This is a genomic window from Tranquillimonas alkanivorans (assembly GCF_900115595.1).
Lineage (GTDB): Bacteria > Pseudomonadota > Alphaproteobacteria > Rhodobacterales > Rhodobacteraceae > Tranquillimonas > Tranquillimonas alkanivorans.
The window spans coordinates 347,404-360,657 of the sequence record NZ_FOXA01000001.1 but is presented as its reverse complement, the minus strand read 5'-3'; the positions used below and the strand labels follow the sequence as shown (position 1 = coordinate 360,657).

The window sequence follows — 13,254 nt, the reverse complement described above, 5'->3', positions numbered from 1 at the left end:
AGCGTCCCTGCCGAACCGGCCGTTCTCCGAGTTTGGAAGGACGAAGTCCACCCGAGGACCCATCCGCCCCGCCGCGCGTTCCCTCCCTCCCCGCAACCGCTTGTGCCGCCGCATCTTCCCCCCGGACGCCTATGCCGTTAAGTCTTCGCCCATGACATGGAACCTCCCGAACGCCCTGACCGTCCTGCGGCTGCTCGCAGCCCCCGGAGTCGCGGTCATGTTCCTGTACTTCAACCGGCCCTGGGCCGACTGGTTCGCGCTGGTGCTGTTCACCGTGGCCGCCGTCACCGACTGGTTCGACGGCTACCTCGCGCGCACCTGGAAGCAGGAGTCGAAGTTCGGCGCCATGCTCGACCCCATCGCTGACAAGGCGATGGTGGTGATCGCGCTGCTGGTCATCACCGGCTTTTCCGGTATGAACCCGTGGATCCTGCTGCCCGCGACCCTGATCCTCTTCCGCGAGGTCTTCGTTTCGGGCCTGCGCGAGTTTCTGGGCGAAACCGCAGGGCTCCTGAAAGTCACCAACCTCGCCAAGTGGAAGACCACGGCGCAGATGGTCGCCATCGCGGTGCTCTTCGCCAAGGGCGCGTTCGAGCATTACATGATCGAACAGACCGTGGGCATGGACCCGCAGATCGTCGCCGGCGTTCTGGCGGGCGAGATCGAGGACGAGGTCGGCCTGCGCTGGAAGGACACCGGCTGGAACCTCAGCTGGTACGGCGGCATCGCGCTGTTGTGGGTGGCCGCCGCGTTGACCATTGCCACGGGCTGGGATTACTTCCGAAAGGCCCTGCCTTTCCTGAGGGACAAATGACAGTCGACGTCCTCTACTTCGCCTGGGTGCGCGAACGCATCGGCCTTCCGAAAGAGAAGGTCGAGACCGACGCCCCCACCGTCGCCGTCCTCGTCGAGGAGTTGAAGGCGCGCGAAGACCGCTACGCCGCCGCCTTCGCCGATCTCTCGGCCCTGCGCGTCGCCGTGGACCAGGAACTCACCGATTTCGACGCCCCGCTCGACGGCGTGCGCGAGGTGGCGTTCTTCCCGCCGATGACCGGGGGCTGAGATGGCCGTCCGCGTGCAGTCCGACAGCTTCGACCCCGGCGCCGAGCTGACGGCCTTCGCGCACGGCCGTCGCGATGCCGGCGCGGTCGTCACCTTCTCCGGCCTCGTGCGCGACACCGCCGCCCGCGATCTGGAGGCGATGGAGATCGAGCACTACCCGGCCATGACCGAACGCGCCATCGCCGGCATCGAGGCCGAGGCCGTCGCCCGCTGGTCCCTCACCGACAGCCTGGTGATCCACCGCCACGGCCGCCTCGCCCCGGGCGAGATCATCATGATGGTCGCAACCGCCGCGCCCCACCGGGCCGACGCCTTCGCCGCCGCCGAGTTCCTGATGGACTACCTCAAGTCCCGCGCGCCCTTCTGGAAGAAGGAAATCACCCGCGCCGGAGAAAGCTGGGTCGCCGCCAAGGACGAGGACGAACAGGCCCTCGACCGCTGGCGCGACGGCGCCTGACCGACACCCTCCCGCCCACATCTTCTGTCGGTGAATATCGTCGGGGGGCAGGCATCCCCCGTGCACGCCCGCCACGCCAACCCGTTTGCTCACCCGCGACGCAGATGGCCCTGCACGCCCGCGTCGTCACGTGCGCTCCCGAGCTGCGATGTTCGGCCTACATCTTCGGTCTGGAGATATCCTCGGGGGTGTGGGGGCAGACAGCCCCCACGCACATCCGCCACGGGCGACGCGTCACCCCGCCTTGCTCATCCGGTCGACATGGGCGCGCAGTTCCTCGGCCTCGTGGCGGGCGTCGCGCAGGCCGTCCATGGCGGCGCGCAGCTCGGCCTCGGTCTGGCCCAGCTGGTTGGCCATCTCGGACTCGCGCTCCTTGAGATAGGCCATCGCCTGGTCGCGCGTCTCCTCGGCCTCGTGAAGCTGCTGCGCCATCTTGTCCAACTCGCCCAGATCCGCTTGGCTCACCCGGGTCAGGCGGTGGACCAGCCAGCAGGCGAACCAGCCGAGCGCGAAGGCGACGAACAGGATGATCGCCGTGACGACGATGAATTCGGTGCGGTTCACGTCACTCTCCCGATGCCTCGGCGGCGTCCTCGTCCGTCGCCGCGGCGTCTTCTTCGCCCGTCTCGGCGGCGGTGTCCACGGCCCCTTCGTCCTCGGGCGCGTCGGCCTCGATCAGGGTGAACTCGATCCGGCGGTTGGCCTCGCGGCCTTCCTCGGTGTCGTTGTCGGCGATGGGGTTCGCCTCGCCATAGCCCTTGGCGGTCAGGTTCGAGGTCACCACCCGCCGCGCCATCAGCGCCGCCAGCACCGACTCGGCGCGGGCCTGCGACAGGCCCAGGTTCATGCTTTCGCGGCCCTGGCTGTCGGTGTGGCCCGCGATCTCCATCTGCACGTCGGTGCACTGGCGCAGGGTATCAGCGATCTGGTCGATGGTCTCGCGCGCCTCGGCGTCGATGGTGTCCGAGCCGGGGGCGAAGGTGATCTGCCGCTTGGCGAGGATGGCGCCGATGCGCTCCTGGCACTCCTCGGGCGAGGGCAGGCCGGCCTCGGCGTCGAGCGATTCGTCGTAGCGGATCGAGATGTCGAACTCGACGCCTTGGCCCAGTTGCGCGGCAAGGATGCGCGCGGCCTCGGCGCGGGCTTCCTTGACCCCGGACACGCCGCTGAGCTCGACGTGCTCCGGCTCGACCACCACCGCGCCGTTGTGCAGCAGCGCCATCGCGTCGAGCGCGGCCAGCACCTGCGGCCCCCAGCCGGCGGGCAGGCCGGTATCGGTGCGGCTGGCGTCGTCTATGCTCGCGGCGCCGAACCGGGCGCGGGCGAATGTCTCGATGGCGGCGCGGGTGCGGTCGTCCGGCACGCGCCCGCGCAACTGCACCAGCCCCTCGGGGCTGCGGGTGGCGACGAATTGCGGCGGGCCCTCGGCCTCGGGCTCGGCCTCCTCGGGCGGCTCGGGCTTGACCGCGCGCAGGGCGAAGACGTCGGGCAGCGCGCCTTCCAGCTTGCCCACCTCGCGGTCGAAATCCGCCTGGCTCACGGTCTGGAGCGCGACCAGGGAGATGTCAGCGTCCGAGAAGGTCAGCGTGCCGCCGCCCATGCCCGACACCGCCTCGATCCCCAGCCGCACGGCCTGCGGCCAGTCGGGGCTGGGCACGCCCATGCCGATGGTGCAGTCGATCTTGCCGTCGAGCCCGGCCTCGGCCGCCGCCTTCAGGATCACGTCGCGCCCGGCTTCGGTCGCGGCCGAACAGGCGTCGAACCGCGCGCCACCCTCGTCGATCAGGAATCGCAGGGTGAACGGCGTGATCACCGGGCGCGGCGCCGCGATGTCGAGCGCGAGGCGCACGCCGTCGGGGGCGCGGCGGGCCAGGTCGCTTTCGATCTTGCGCTTCTCGGCGCGGCTGTCGGACATCGCGGTGACGGACACCCGGTCGGCGGCGATCGACACCTTCGCGCGCGGCAGCGTGTCCAGCGCGTCGAGCCCGAAGCCAACCGCGCCCTGCCAGCCGCGCGGGGCGGGGAAGGCGGCGCTCTCCAGCAGATCGGTCACCTCCGCGTCGCCGGCGATGCCGCGGATGCGGCCGATCAGCGCCTCGCGGTCGGCCGAGGCGGGAATCAGCCCGATCACCTGCACGCCGCCGTCGTTGCGCAGAAGCTCGATGGAGAAGCGCGGTGGCTCGACCGCCTCGGGCGTGGCGACGCCCATGCGGTCGATGACCCGGGCGGGGTCAACGACGGAGCCCGCGACCGACAGCGCATTGAAGCGCGTCGCCTCGTCTTCGGCGGTGCCCGACACCGTCAGTTGCAGCCCGTCCGCCATGACCACGGCCCAGGTGTGGCCCTTGGCGACCAGAGCGGCGCGCACGTCCTCGACCGAGCGGCGCTCGATCCCCGAGACGGCGTAGCTTGCTGCGAAAAGCGCGCCACCCCCGGCAAGGGAGAAGGCGACGAGCGTGGGAACGACGGTGCGAAGGCGCATGTTCTTCGGGGTCCTGTGGTTGCAGGATGTCCTAGTCCGGGCGGCGGTTTACCGCAATCACACCAGCTGCGCGACGGCGAGAAACAGCGCAGCGATCAATCCCGCGTTACGGTTCGAGCGGAAGAGCATCAAGCAGGTGTTCCCGTCCTCGGTGTCGAGCCGGCCAAGCTGCCAGGCTAGGTGCCAGCCCATCGCCCAGGGCGCGCCGATCGCCAGCGCCAACGTCAGCGGGTCGGCCGCCGGCACCAGCGCCAGCAGCACGGCCACCGTCATCAGCAGCACGGTGGCCATGAGAAATCCGCGCAGCCAGGGCCGCGTGCGGTCGCCGAACAGGAGCGCGGTGGACTTCACGCCGATCAGCGCGTCGTCCTCCTTGTCCTGGTGGGCGTAGATCGTGTCGTAGAAGATCGTCCAGCAGATCCCCGCGACGTACAGGAACACCGCCGGCCAGCCGAGCATGCCGGTCGAGGCCGTCCAGGCCAGCAGCGCGCCCCAGTTGAAGGCGAGGCCCAGGAAGATCTGCGGCCACCAGGTGAAACGCTTGGCGAAGGGATAGATGCACACCAGCCCCAGCGACCCGATCCCCAGCGCGATAGCCATCGGCGGGAAGGTCAGCAGGATCAGGAAGGCCGTCAGCGACTGCGCCACCAGCCACGCCAGCGCCTGTTTCACGCTGACCTGCCCCGACGGGATGGGCCGCGATCGCGTGCGCGCGACCGAGCCGTCGATGTGGCGGTCGGTGATGTCGTTCCAGGTGCAGCCCGCCCCGCGCATCAGCCAGGCGCCGATGCCGCAGCCGGCCATGATCCACAGGTCGAACAGCGTGAACCGTCCCTGCGCCGCCGTCGCCAGCAACAGCCCCCACCAGCAGGGCAGGAGTAGCAGCCAGGTCCCGATGGGCCGGTCGGCCCGCGACAGCCGCAGGTAGGGGCGCGACCAGGCGGGCGCGAGGCGGTCCACCCAGTTGCCTTTCACGGCGTCGGCGACCTGTCCCTCTGGCGTGTCCGGCGCTTGGGTCATATGGTCCGCTCCATGCAGGCGAAGGTTCGGCTTTACATAGATCACCCGCTGGGGGAGGGGCAAACCGTTCCCCTGTCCCGCGACCAGGCGCATTACCTGTTCGGCGTGATGCGGCTGGGCGAGGGAGCGCAGGTGGCGTTGTTCAACGGGCGCGACGGCGAGTGGCGGGCCGAGGTCGTGGAGGCCGGCAAGAAGGCGGGCACGCTGGAATGCCGCGAACGGACCCGGCCGCTGCAGATGCCGCCGGACCTGTGGCTGCTGTTCGCGCCGATCAAGAAGCAGCGCACCGACTTCATCGTCGAGAAGGCCGCCGAGATGGGCGCGGCCTGTATCTGTCCGGTGCAGACCGACTTCACCAACTCCGAGCGCGTGCGCACCGACCGGCTGCAGGCCCACGCCGTCGAGGCGGCCGAGCAGTGCGGCGGCACCTATGTTTCGGAAGTGACGGACATGCAGAAACTCGACCGCCTGCTCGCGGACTGGCCCGAGGATCGGCAGCTGATGTTCTGCGATGAGGCGCTGGCCGAGCCCTCATCGGTCCTGCCGTCCCTCTTCGCGGGCGAGAAGGGACGAGAGGACCGACGAGACGCGCCCTGGGCCATCCTGATCGGCCCGGAAGGCGGCTTTTCCGAGCCCGAGCGCGACCGGCTGCGCGGCCTGTCCTTCGCGCACCCGGTCAGCCTCGGCCCCCGCATCCTGCGCGCCGACACGGCGGCGGTGGCAGCGCTGACCCTCTGGCAGCTCACCCTCGGCGACTGGCGGTGAACCTGGTCCGGCCCGAACTGCGCGCCGCGCTCTGGCGCTGGCGCGAAACGCTGAGCGGTGGCGCGGCCGTGCTCCTGGGCCTGTGGTGGGTTTTCGTCACCGGCGGGCTGCTGTTCTGGATCGGTCTCGTCGTCGCGGCCGGCGGCGCCGCCCTGGCGGCCGCCGGCGTGCAGCGCGCCCGGTTCCGTCATGGCGGCGAGGGTCCGGGCGTGGTGCAGGTGATCGAGGGTCAGCTTGGCTATTTCGGTCCCCGGACCGGCGGCGCCGTCTCGGTAGACGAGATCGAGGGCGTCGAGGTCATCGATCGCCACTGGCGCATCTACCGCGCCGACCAGCCGCCGCTCGACATCCCGCTGGACGCCAAGGGAAACGAGGCGCTGTTCGACGTGCTCACCGCGCTGCCGGGCGTGTCGACCGAGGATGTGCTGCGCGCTGCGCGAAACCGCACAGGCACCTCGCGCACGTTGTGGCGGAAGGAGCGGCTGCGGCTGCATTGACTTCGCCCGCCGTTCTGTCCACTTCTCCCCTCCACGAGACGGCCCAAGGATCGGAGCAGGCCCCATGTCCATTCCACAGTCGGGCGGCGGTCCGATCGAGCGCCCCGCGCAGCTGGCCGAGTACCTCGAAGCCGGCTGCAAGCCGAAGGCAGACTGGCGCATCGGCACCGAGCACGAGAAGTTCGGCTACTGCAAGGACACGCTGAACCCGCTGCCCTACGAGGGCGCGCGGTCTGTCAAGGCCATGCTCGAGGGCCTGCGCGACGGCTTCGGCTGGACCCCGATCCTCGAGGGCGGCAACATCATCGGCCTAGAGAAGGACGGCGCGAACGTCTCGCTCGAACCCGGCGGGCAGCTGGAGCTGTCGGGCGCGCCACTCGAAAACATCCATCAGACCTGCGACGAGGTGAACGCGCACCTGGCCGAGGTGAAGTCGGTCGCGGACAAGCTGGGCGTGGGCTTCATCGGGCTGGGCGCGGCGCCGCACTGGACGCACGAGCAGATGCCGCGCATGCCCAAGGGCCGCTACAAGCTGATGACGGAATACATGGGCCGCGTCGGCACGCACGGCACGCAGATGATGTACCGGACCTGCACCGTGCAGGTGAACCTCGACTTCGGGTCCGAGGCCGACATGGTGAAGAAGCTGCGCGTTGCGCTGGCGCTGCAGCCGGTGGCCACGGCGCTGTTCGCCAACTCGCCGTTCTTCGAGGGCAAGCTGAACGGCCACAAGTCCTGGCGCTCGCGCATCTGGCGCGATCTGGATGCGGATCGGACCGGGATGCTGCCCTTCGTGTTCGAGGAGGGCATGGGCTTCGAGCGCTGGGTTGACTACGCGCTCGACGTGCCGATGTACTTCGTCTATCGCGACGGGCGCTACATCGACGCCACCGGCCAGTCGTTCCGCGACTTCATGAAGGGCGAGCTGCCGGCCCTGCCGGGCGAGACTCCGACGCTGTCGGACTGGGCCGACCACCTGACGACGATCTTTCCCGAGGCCCGGATCAAGAAGTTCATCGAGATGCGCGGCGCCGACGGCGGCCCGTGGCGGCGTCTCTGCGCGCTGCCGGCGCTCTGGGTCGGGCTGACCTACGACGACACCGCGCTCGACGCCGCCTGGGACCTCGCGAAGAACTGGGACGCCGAAACGCGCGAAGGGCTGCGCGTGCAGGCGTCGCTCCACGCGCTCCAGGCCGAGTCGCACGGGGTCAAGATGCTCGACCTCGCGCGCGAGGTGCTCGCCATCGCCGAGGCCGGGCTGAAGGCCCGCGGCCGCACCGGCGCGGGCGGGATGCTCCCGGACGAGACGCATTTCCTCAACGCCCTGCGCGACAGCGCCGAGACGGGCCGCGTGCCCGCCGACGATTTGATCGAGCGCTACGAGGGCGACTGGAACGGCGACGTCACCCGGGTCTTCGGCGAGTACAGCTACTAGACCGCCATGCCGCCCGTTGTCCGTGCCTCGCGCGGGACGGGGCCGTGGTCGTTCTGGCGCGCCTCGCTGCGCTGGATCCAGAAATAGATTAGCACCAGTGTGCCCAGCACCGGGATCAGCATCAGCAGAAGCCACCAGCCCGTGCGCCCGGTGTCGTGCAGCCGCCGCGCCCCGACGGCGAGGCCGGGCAGCAGAACGGCGAGCGAGAACAGCGTGTTGAGGATGCTGGCCGACCCGAAGAGCAGCCCGTCGAGGGCGCCGGTGACGAATTGGCCCAGAAGGGTGAAAAGCGCGAACCACCAGAACTCGGACCGCGAAGCGCGGCCGGTGAAGGTGGCGTAACGCTGAAAACAGGCTTGCACGGCCTCCTGGAACGACATGAGTCTCCCCCGATTTTGTCCCTGACCCGGGGGAACCCTATCCGCAGGCGGCGGGGGCGCGCAACTCAGGGCTTCTTGCCGATCCTCGGCTCCTCGCCCTTCACCAGCCGCTCGATGTTGGGGCGGTGGCGCAGGAAGATCAGGATCGCCATCAGCACCAGCAGCACCGCGAACTCCTCGCGGCCCGCGACCCAGGCCCAGACCGGCGCCGCCAGCGCCGCCACCAGCGCAGACAGCGACGAGATGCGGGTGACGAGCGCCGTCGCGATCCACGTCCCGCAGACCGCGAGCCCCACCGGCCAGGCCAGCGCCAGCACGGTGCCCAGGTAGGTCGCCACGCCCTTGCCGCCCTTAAAATTCAGGTAGATCGGGTAGCAGTGCCCGAGGAACGCGCCGAACCCCGCCACCTCGGCTGCGCGCGGTCCCACCAGCGCCCAGGCGACGGCCACCGCGATCGCGCCCTTGCCGGCGTCCAGCACAAGCGTCAGGAACGCCGCCAGCTTGTTGCCGGTACGCAGGACGTTGGTCGCGCCGATGTTCTTCGACCCGATCTGCCGGATGTCGCCCAGCCCGAACGCGCGGCAGATCACCAGCCCGAAGGGCACCGAGCCCAGCAGATAGGCCAGCACGAAAACGACGATCAGCACCGTGTACAAGGTGTCTTCCTCTTGCCAGAAATACTCCCGCCGGAGGCGCGATTTTTCGACGAAAAATCGCTCCCGGCCTTCACCGTCAAAAGGGCGTGCAGGTCACGCACCGAACACCCGCTCGCCGCCGACCCAGGTGCTCAGCACCTTTCCTTCCATCCGTGCGCCGTCGAACGGCGTGTTCTTCGACTTCGACCGCAGCTTGAACCGGTCCAGCACGAAGGGCGCGTCCGGGTCGAACAGCACCAGGTCCGCCGGCGCGCCCGCCGCCAGCCGTCCCTGCGCCAGCCCCAGGCGTTTCGCGGGGTTCAGCGACAGCGCGCGCCAGAGCGTCGGCAGATCCAGGTGGCCCGCGTGGAAAAGCCGCATCGCCGCCGGCAGCAGCGTCTCCAGCGCCACCGCACCGCTCGCCGCTTCCTCGAAGGGCAGGCGCTTGGATTCCTCGTCCTGCGGCGTGTGCATGGACGAGATCACGTCGATCAGTCCGCTCGCCACCGCCTCGACCACGGCCATACGGTCGTCCTCGGACCTCAGCGGCGGCTTGACCTTGAAGAAGGTGCGATAGTCGCCGACGTCCGTTTCGTTCAGCGTCAGGTGGTGGATCGACACGCCCGCGGTCACGTCCAGCCCGTTCGCCTTGGCCCTCTCGAGCCGGGGCAGCGCCCGGGCCGAGGTGATCTGGTCGGCGTGGTATTTCGCGCCCGTCATCTCGACCAGCGCGAGGTCCCGGTCGAGCGCCATGCGCTCGGCCATGGGCGACACCGCCGGCAGGCCCTTGAGCGAGGCGAACTTGCCCGAGGTCACGCAGGCGCCGTCCGACAGGCCCGGGTCCTGCGGATGCGCGATGACCAGCGCGCCGAGCGAGCGGGCGTAGGTCAGGCAGCGGGCGAAGACCTTGGTGTTGGTCACCACCGCGTCGCAGTCGGTGAAGGCCACCGCGCCCGCGTCGCGCAGGAAGCCGATCTCGACCATCTCGCGCCCTTCGCGGCCCTTGGTCAACGCGGCCATCGGCAGGACGCGCACCGGGCTGTCGGCGTTGGCGCGGCGCGCCACGAATTCCAGCACCTCGGGGCTGTCGATGGCGGGCGTGGTGTCGGGGCGCGTGACCATCGTGGTCACCCCGCCCGCGGCGGCGGCGAACCCGGCGGTGCCGAAGCTTTCCTTGTGCCGCTCGCCCGGCTCGGACACCTTGACGCCGATATCCACGATCCCGGGGGCGAGGCACTTGCCTTCGCAATCCAGAATGTTTCGCGCGCGAAACATTTCCGGGTCGTCCGGCGCGTGCGGCAAGATGTCCTTGATCTCGCCGCCCTCGACCAGCAGCGCGCCGATCGTGTCGGTGCCGCGCTCGGGGTCGATGAGGCGGGCATTGGTGAACAGCGTCGTCATCGGGCGGGTGCCCTCCTGCTGGATCGTCACGGGCACCCTGCCTTTGTCACGCGAAAAGCCAGATGATCAAGACGATCACCGCGGCGGCGATCAGCGCCGCGCCCACCACCGGGAAGCGCGAGGGCTGCTCGGGCCCGCGCGGCGTCTCCGAGGCCGGCGCCTCGGACACGGTCGCGTCGGGCGGGTGGGCCGAATGCACGTCGCCCATCGGGCCCGGAGCCTCGGGTGCGATTTCGGGATAACTTCCGACGTAGTCCAGCGGCTTGCGCGGGTCCAGCGTCTGCTCGACGCCTCCGAACGCGCCGGGCAGCGCGATCAGGACGTGGCCCTCGACCGCGTCGAGCCTGTCGCCGTCGGCCTTCACGCGCTCCGGCTTCGCGCCGAGCCCCTCGATCAGGTAGCCGCGCAATCCGACGCCGCTCAGGTCGCCCGTGCGGATGACCTCGATCCGCTGCGGCTCGATGTAGTCGGCGCCGAGCGCGTTGCGCAGGGGCCATTCCGAGGCCGGGTCGTCGGTGCCTTCCCGCCGGGCGGTGAAGGTCTTCACCTCGTCGTCCAGCATGTCCAGGCGAAAGACGTGGATCGTGTCGCGTTCGTTGGCGGGGATCTTGATGGTCTGACTCATGCCGTCACCTCCTGTGGAACCGAACGAAGGTTCCGCGCCAGAAGGTCCATCGCGGCCATGCGAACGGCGACGCCCATCTCGACCTGCTCCTGGATGACCGAGCGGTTGATGTCGTCGGCGAGCGTGCCGTCGATCTCGACCCCGCGGTTCATCGGGCCGGGGTGCATGACGATTGCGTCGTCCTTCGCGTGGCCCAGCTTCTCGGCGTCGAGCCCGTAGCGGTGATAGTATTCGCGCTCGGACGGGATGAAGGCGCCGTCCATCCGTTCCTTCTGAAGCCGCAGCATCATCACCACGTCGGCGCCCGCCAGCCCCTCGCGCATGTTGTCATAGACCTCGACCCCCCAGTCCGCGACGCCCGCGGGCATCAGCGTGGGCGGGCCGATCAGGCGGATGCGGCTTTCCATCTTGCCCAGCAGCAGGATGTTCGACCGGGCGACGCGCGAATGGGCGATGTCGCCGCAGATCGCGATGTTGAGCCGGTGCAGCCGCCCCTTAGCCCGCCGGATCGTCAGCGCGTCGAGCAGCGCCTGTGTCGGATGCTCGTGCCGGCCGTCGCCCGCGTTCAGCACGGCGCAGTTCACCTTCTGCGCCAGCAGGTCCACCGCGCCCGAATGCGGATGGCGCACGACCAGCAGGTCGGGATGCATGGCGTTGAGCGTCATCGCCGTGTCGATCAGCGTCTCGCCCTTCTTGATGGAGGACGCCTGCATCTGCATGTTCATCACGTCCGCGCCCAGCCGCTGACCGGCAAGCTCGAAGCTGGCCTGGGTGCGGGTGGAGTTCTCGAAGAACATGTTGATCTGGGTGAGCCCGGCGAGCGCATCGGCATGCTTGCGCGGGCCGCGGTTGAGCTCGACGTATCGCTCGGCGAGGTCGAGAATGGTGGTGATCTCGGCCGGGGCCAGAGGCTCGATCCCCAGAAGATGCCGGTGTCGGAAGTCCATCGCCACGCCTCTCGTTCCCGCGCGCCGTTATAGGGAGGGGGAGGGGGCGCGGCAAGGCGGGCCATTGCGGGGCACGGGCGGCGGGCGTAGCTTGCGCGGCATGGACGGGGCGTTCGACTCTCACACGGCATTGGAATGGCTGGCCTGGCAGGTCGAGCTCGGCGCGACCGAGGCGATCGGCGACGCGCCCGTGAACCGCTACGACGCCCCCGCCGCCGCGCCGAAACCGGCCGCGCCCGCCGCCGCGCCCCCAGGCCCCGTGACGCCCGAGAAGCCGGATTTCGTGGACCTCGCGCGGCAGGCGGCGAAACTGGCGGGGGACCTGGAGGCGCTGGAGGCCGCGGTCGCCGCCTTCGAGGGCTGCGAATTGAAGAAGGGCGCGCGCAACACCGTGTTCTGCGACGGCAATCCGGCCGCGCGGGTAATGATTATCGGCGAGGCGCCTGGCGCGGACGAGGACCGGCGCGGCAGGCCCTTCGTGGGGCGCGCGGGCCAGATGCTCGACCGGATGTTCGACGCGATCGGCATGGGCCGGGCGGCGCCGGACGCGGAGCAGAGCCTCTACATCACCAACGTCATGCCGTGGCGGCCGCCGGCGAACCGCGATCCCACGCTGGACGAGATCGCGATGATGATGCCCTTCGTCGAGCGGCACGTGGAGCTTGCCGCGCCGGACCTGATCGTGGCGATGGGCAACATCAGCTGTCAGGCGCTGCTGGGCCGCAAGGGGATCACTCGGCTGAGGGGGACATGGGCGCGGGCCTTCGGCCTGCCGGTGCTGCCGATGTTCCACCCGGCCTTCCTGCTGCGCAATCCGCACGCCAAGCGCGAGGCATGGGCGGACCTTCTGTCGCTTCAGGCGCGGCTGCGCGGATGATGCGTTTTTTCGTCGAAGAATCGCGGGCACGAATTTTCGTCGAAAATTCGTTGCAGATGTAACTGTTGCGAAAGGGACTATCGGCATGAGCCGGATCGACGAGAGCCTCGACTTCATCCCCGTGCGGATCGCGGTGCTGACGGTGTCGGACACGCGGGACCTGTCGGCCGACCGGTCGGGCCAGACGCTCGTCGACCGGATCGAGGGCGCGGGGCACGTGCTGGCCGACCGCAAGATCCTGCGCGACGAGCGGGCCGAGATCGCGGAGCAGCTGCGCGCCTGGTGCGCGGATCCCCGGATCGACGTCGTCATCTCGACCGGCGGGACAGGGCTGACGGGGCGGGACGTGACGGTGGAGGCGCACCGCGACGTCTATGAGAAAGAGATCGACGCCTTCGGGACGGTCTTCACGCTCGTCAGCATGAACAAGATCGGCACCAGCGCCGTGCAAAGCCGCGCCTGCGGCGGGGTGGCGAACGGCACCTACCTGTTCGCGCTGCCCGGCTCGCCCGGCGCGTGCAAGGATGCCTGGGACGAGATCCTGCGCCTGCAGCTCGACTACCGCCACCGGCCCTGCAATTTCGTGGAAATTTTACCGCGCCTGGACGAACATAAGCGGCGGAAATGATCACGCCGCCCGTAACAGGGTTGTGGCTTGGCGCGGACCGGCG

At 69.5% G+C, this 13,254-nt stretch carries 16 protein-coding genes; 8 read left to right on the top strand and 8 right to left on the bottom strand.

The window, feature by feature from the left end; all coding sequences use genetic code 11:
• The first annotated feature begins 151 nt into the window (after nt 1-151).
• The 3 genes from pgsA to BM162_RS01805 are packed head-to-tail and all read left to right on the top strand — an operon-like array spanning nt 152 to nt 1,519.
• Nucleotides 152-814 (top strand): CDP-diacylglycerol--glycerol-3-phosphate 3-phosphatidyltransferase, encoded by a 663-nt coding sequence (pgsA, locus tag BM162_RS01815; RefSeq protein WP_093416882.1) that lies wholly within the window; start codon nt 152-154, stop codon nt 812-814.
• Entirely contained in the window at nt 811-1,062 is a 252-nt protein-coding gene (moaD, locus tag BM162_RS01810; RefSeq protein ID WP_093416879.1) for a molybdopterin converting factor subunit 1, read from the top strand. Before pgsA ends, moaD begins: the two co-directional genes overlap by 4 nt.
• 1 nt (nt 1,063) lies before the next feature.
• The gene (locus tag BM162_RS01805) at nt 1,064-1,519 is read left to right on the top strand and encodes a molybdenum cofactor biosynthesis protein MoaE (protein ID WP_093416876.1); all 456 of its coding nucleotides are present in this window, start codon (nt 1,064-1,066) and stop codon (nt 1,517-1,519) included.
• Nucleotides 1,520-1,753: 234 nt separating this feature from the next.
• Here the strand turns inward: BM162_RS01805 and BM162_RS01800 are convergent, their stop codons facing one another.
• The 3 genes from BM162_RS01800 to ubiA are packed head-to-tail and all read right to left on the bottom strand — an operon-like array spanning nt 1,754 to nt 5,021.
• Nucleotides 1,754-2,083: a hypothetical protein gene (locus BM162_RS01800; protein ID WP_093416873.1), complete on the bottom strand. Its 330-nt coding sequence runs from the start codon at nt 2,081-2,083 to the stop codon at nt 1,754-1,756.
• A 1-nt stretch (nt 2,084) separates the two neighbouring features.
• On the bottom strand, nt 2,085-4,001 hold the full coding sequence (locus tag BM162_RS01795) for an OmpA family protein (RefSeq protein ID WP_093416871.1): 1,917 nt from the start codon (nt 3,999-4,001) through the stop codon (nt 2,085-2,087).
• Between the two features lie 57 nt (nt 4,002-4,058).
• Nucleotides 4,059-5,021: a 4-hydroxybenzoate octaprenyltransferase gene (ubiA, locus tag BM162_RS01790; RefSeq protein ID WP_245759141.1), complete on the bottom strand. Its 963-nt coding sequence runs from the start codon at nt 5,019-5,021 to the stop codon at nt 4,059-4,061.
• Nucleotides 5,022-5,033: 12 nt separating this feature from the next.
• Here ubiA and BM162_RS01785 point away from each other — a divergent pair, with 12 nt between their 5' ends.
• The 3 genes from BM162_RS01785 (at nt 5,034) to BM162_RS01775 (ending at nt 7,718) form a co-directional block, all read left to right on the top strand.
• A complete protein-coding gene (locus BM162_RS01785; RefSeq protein ID WP_093416865.1) occupies nt 5,034-5,786 on the top strand; it encodes a 16S rRNA (uracil(1498)-N(3))-methyltransferase in 753 nt (250 codons plus the stop codon).
• Nucleotides 5,783-6,283 (top strand): hypothetical protein, encoded by a 501-nt coding sequence (locus BM162_RS01780; RefSeq protein WP_093416862.1) that lies wholly within the window; start codon nt 5,783-5,785, stop codon nt 6,281-6,283. The genes BM162_RS01785 and BM162_RS01780 overlap by 4 nt, the downstream gene beginning before the upstream one ends.
• A 64-nt stretch (nt 6,284-6,347) precedes the next feature.
• Nucleotides 6,348-7,718, top strand: coding sequence for a glutamate--cysteine ligase (locus BM162_RS01775; RefSeq protein WP_093416859.1), 1,371 nt, complete (start codon nt 6,348-6,350; stop codon nt 7,716-7,718).
• On the opposite strand, the gene BM162_RS01770 is transcribed toward BM162_RS01775, so the two are convergent.
• From BM162_RS01770 to BM162_RS01750, 5 genes are all read right to left on the bottom strand, one after another.
• Complete coding sequence (locus BM162_RS01770; RefSeq protein WP_093416856.1) at nt 7,715-8,098, bottom strand: DUF805 domain-containing protein; 384 nt, start codon at nt 8,096-8,098, stop codon at nt 7,715-7,717. The genes BM162_RS01775 and BM162_RS01770 overlap by 4 nt on opposite strands.
• Nucleotides 8,099-8,163: 65 nt before the next feature.
• Nucleotides 8,164-8,754 (bottom strand): glycerol-3-phosphate 1-O-acyltransferase PlsY, encoded by a 591-nt coding sequence (plsY, locus tag BM162_RS01765; RefSeq protein WP_093416854.1) that lies wholly within the window; start codon nt 8,752-8,754, stop codon nt 8,164-8,166.
• A 93-nt stretch (nt 8,755-8,847) separates the two neighbouring features.
• Nucleotides 8,848-10,134 carry a dihydroorotase gene (gene pyrC / locus BM162_RS01760; RefSeq protein WP_093417768.1) on the bottom strand — a complete coding sequence of 429 codons (1,287 nt, stop codon included), beginning with the start codon at nt 10,132-10,134 and terminating at the stop codon, nt 8,848-8,850.
• A 46-nt stretch (nt 10,135-10,180) separates the two neighbouring features.
• Nucleotides 10,181-10,759, bottom strand: a complete 579-nt coding sequence (locus BM162_RS01755; RefSeq protein ID WP_093416851.1) for a hypothetical protein — start codon at nt 10,757-10,759, stop codon at nt 10,181-10,183.
• The gene (locus BM162_RS01750) at nt 10,756-11,706 is read right to left on the bottom strand and encodes an aspartate carbamoyltransferase catalytic subunit (RefSeq protein ID WP_093416849.1); all 951 of its coding nucleotides are present in this window, start codon (nt 11,704-11,706) and stop codon (nt 10,756-10,758) included. The genes BM162_RS01755 and BM162_RS01750 overlap by 4 nt, the downstream gene beginning before the upstream one ends.
• A gap of 100 nt (nt 11,707-11,806) precedes the next feature.
• Here BM162_RS01750 and BM162_RS01745 point away from each other — a divergent pair, with 100 nt between their 5' ends.
• Complete coding sequence (locus tag BM162_RS01745) at nt 11,807-12,583, top strand: uracil-DNA glycosylase (RefSeq protein WP_093416846.1); 777 nt, start codon at nt 11,807-11,809, stop codon at nt 12,581-12,583.
• Nucleotides 12,584-12,668: 85 nt separating this feature from the next.
• The gene (moaB, locus tag BM162_RS01740; RefSeq protein ID WP_093416843.1) at nt 12,669-13,211 is read left to right on the top strand and encodes a molybdenum cofactor biosynthesis protein B; all 543 of its coding nucleotides are present in this window, start codon (nt 12,669-12,671) and stop codon (nt 13,209-13,211) included.
• Nucleotides 13,212-13,254 lie beyond the last annotated feature (43 nt).

Bases quoted from the DNA above. Each gene is read 5' to 3' on its own strand.
- pyrC (WP_093417768.1), bottom strand. From the start codon at position 10,134: ATGACGACGCTGTTCACCAATGCCCGCCTCATCGACCCCGAGCGCGGC.
- BM162_RS01745 (WP_093416846.1), top strand. From the start codon at position 11,807: ATGGACGGGGCGTTCGACTCTCACACGGCATTGGAATGGCTGGCCTGG.
- moaB (WP_093416843.1), top strand. From the start codon at position 12,669: ATGAGCCGGATCGACGAGAGCCTCGACTTCATCCCCGTGCGGATCGCG.
- BM162_RS01795 (WP_093416871.1), bottom strand. From the start codon at position 4,001: ATGCGCCTTCGCACCGTCGTTCCCACGCTCGTCGCCTTCTCCCTTGCC.
- BM162_RS01755 (WP_093416851.1), bottom strand. From the start codon at position 10,759: ATGAGTCAGACCATCAAGATCCCCGCCAACGAACGCGACACGATCCAC.
- BM162_RS01770 (WP_093416856.1), bottom strand. From the start codon at position 8,098: ATGTCGTTCCAGGAGGCCGTGCAAGCCTGTTTTCAGCGTTACGCCACC.
- BM162_RS01775 (WP_093416859.1), top strand. From the start codon at position 6,348: ATGTCCATTCCACAGTCGGGCGGCGGTCCGATCGAGCGCCCCGCGCAG.
- BM162_RS01750 (WP_093416849.1), bottom strand. From the start codon at position 11,706: ATGGACTTCCGACACCGGCATCTTCTGGGGATCGAGCCTCTGGCCCCG.
- BM162_RS01785 (WP_093416865.1), top strand. From the start codon at position 5,034: ATGCAGGCGAAGGTTCGGCTTTACATAGATCACCCGCTGGGGGAGGGG.
- pgsA (WP_093416882.1), top strand. From the start codon at position 152: ATGACATGGAACCTCCCGAACGCCCTGACCGTCCTGCGGCTGCTCGCA.
- BM162_RS01805 (WP_093416876.1), top strand. From the start codon at position 1,064: ATGGCCGTCCGCGTGCAGTCCGACAGCTTCGACCCCGGCGCCGAGCTG.
- ubiA (WP_245759141.1), bottom strand. From the start codon at position 5,021: ATGACCCAAGCGCCGGACACGCCAGAGGGACAGGTCGCCGACGCCGTG.
- moaD (WP_093416879.1), top strand. From the start codon at position 811: ATGACAGTCGACGTCCTCTACTTCGCCTGGGTGCGCGAACGCATCGGC.